The organism is Kitasatospora sp. NPDC059146, assembly GCF_042786665.1.
GTDB lineage: Bacteria > Actinomycetota > Actinomycetes > Streptomycetales > Streptomycetaceae > Kitasatospora.
Genome location: NZ_JBHZCY010000272.1, coordinates 1 through 1,374, shown reverse-complemented (window position 1 = coordinate 1,374; position 1,374 = coordinate 1). Strand labels below are relative to the sequence as shown.

Below are 1,374 nucleotides of genomic sequence, written 5' to 3'. Positions count from 1 at the left end.
CTGCCGATCTCCCCCGAAGGGGCATCGGCAGGGCCTCACGGCGTGTTTCAGGGCGCTCAGGCCTGGGCGTCGCCCTTGGCCTCGGCCTTGTCGGCCTTCTCGGCCTCGTCGGCCTTGGCGTCCGCGGCGCGCTCGGGGACCATGCCGTCGAAGTCCTCGTCGATCTCGAGGTCGTCCTCGTCGTAGAACTCCTCGACGTCCTCTTCGTCCTCGAAGATCACACGGTCGTCGGAGACGTCGCCGCCGCGCTTCTTCGCCGGGGCCTCGGCGCGGTCGACGTCCTCGTCGGCCAGCTCCGGGTCGAGCGCGTCGGTGAACTCCACGCCGTCGATCTCGGCCAGGCGCTCCGAGGCGTTGGTCGAACCCTCGGTGTCGGCCTCGGCGGCCTTGGCGAACCAGTCACGGGCCTCGTCGCCACGGCCGGCCGCGATCAGCGCCTCGGCGTAGGCGTACCGCAGGCGCGCGGTCCACGGGTGCACGGCGCTGGAGGCCAGCTCCGGGCTCTGCAGGGTGACGACGGCCGCCTCGAACTGCTGCATGTCGCTGCGGGCACCGGCCGCGACCAGGCGCATCTCCACCTGGCCGGCCTTGTCCAGCTGCTTCACCTCGGGCTCGCCGGCCATCGCCAGCGCCCGCTCCGGACGGCCCAGACCGCGCTCGCAGTCGGCCATCACGGGCCACAGGTCGGCACGACCGGTCATCCGACGGGCGGCGCGGAACTCGGTCAGCGCCTCGGAGTAACGCTGCGTCATGTACGAGGCGAAACCGGCCGCCTCACGGACGGCGGGCACGCGGGACGCCAGCCGCAGCGCGACGCGGGAGTACTGGTAGGCCTCCTCCGCGTCGCCGTCGAGCAGCCGGGCCACCATCACCAGGTTGCGCGCGACGTCGTCCGCGAGGGTCTTGGGCAGGCTCTTGAGCTCCTGGCGCACGTCCGCGTCCAGCTCGAAGCCGGTGACGTCCTCCGGGATCGGCAGGCGCTTGACCGGCTCGAAGTTGCCACGACGGTCGTCGTAGTCCCCACGGCCGCGGTCGCCGCCACGGTCGCCACGGTCGCCGTAGGACGGACGGTCGTCACGACGGAAGCCGCCGCCACCCTGGCGGTCGTCCCGACGGAAGCCGCCACGGTCGCCACCGCGGTCACGGTTGAAGCCACCACCCTGCGGACGGTCGCCACGGTCACGGTTGAAACCGCCGCGGTCGCCGCCACGGTCGCCACGGTCGCCGTAGGACGGACGGTCGTCACGACGGGGACGGTCGTCACGGTCGTCGCGACGGAACCCGCTCGGGCGGTCGTCCCGGCGGAAGCCGCCACCCTGGGGGCGGTCGTCGCGACGGAAGCCGCCACGGTCGTCACGGTTGAAACCGCCGCCC

The 1,374-nt window shown here is 72.9% G+C and carries 1 protein-coding gene; it reads right to left on the bottom strand.

Annotation, left to right across the window (positions count from 1 at the left end):
* Positions 1–56: 56 nt before the first annotated feature.
* Positions 57–977, bottom strand: coding sequence for a hypothetical protein (locus ACFXPX_RS43870; protein ID WP_380645124.1), 921 nt, complete (start codon positions 975–977; stop codon positions 57–59).
* Positions 978–1,374: the final 397 nt, after the last annotated feature.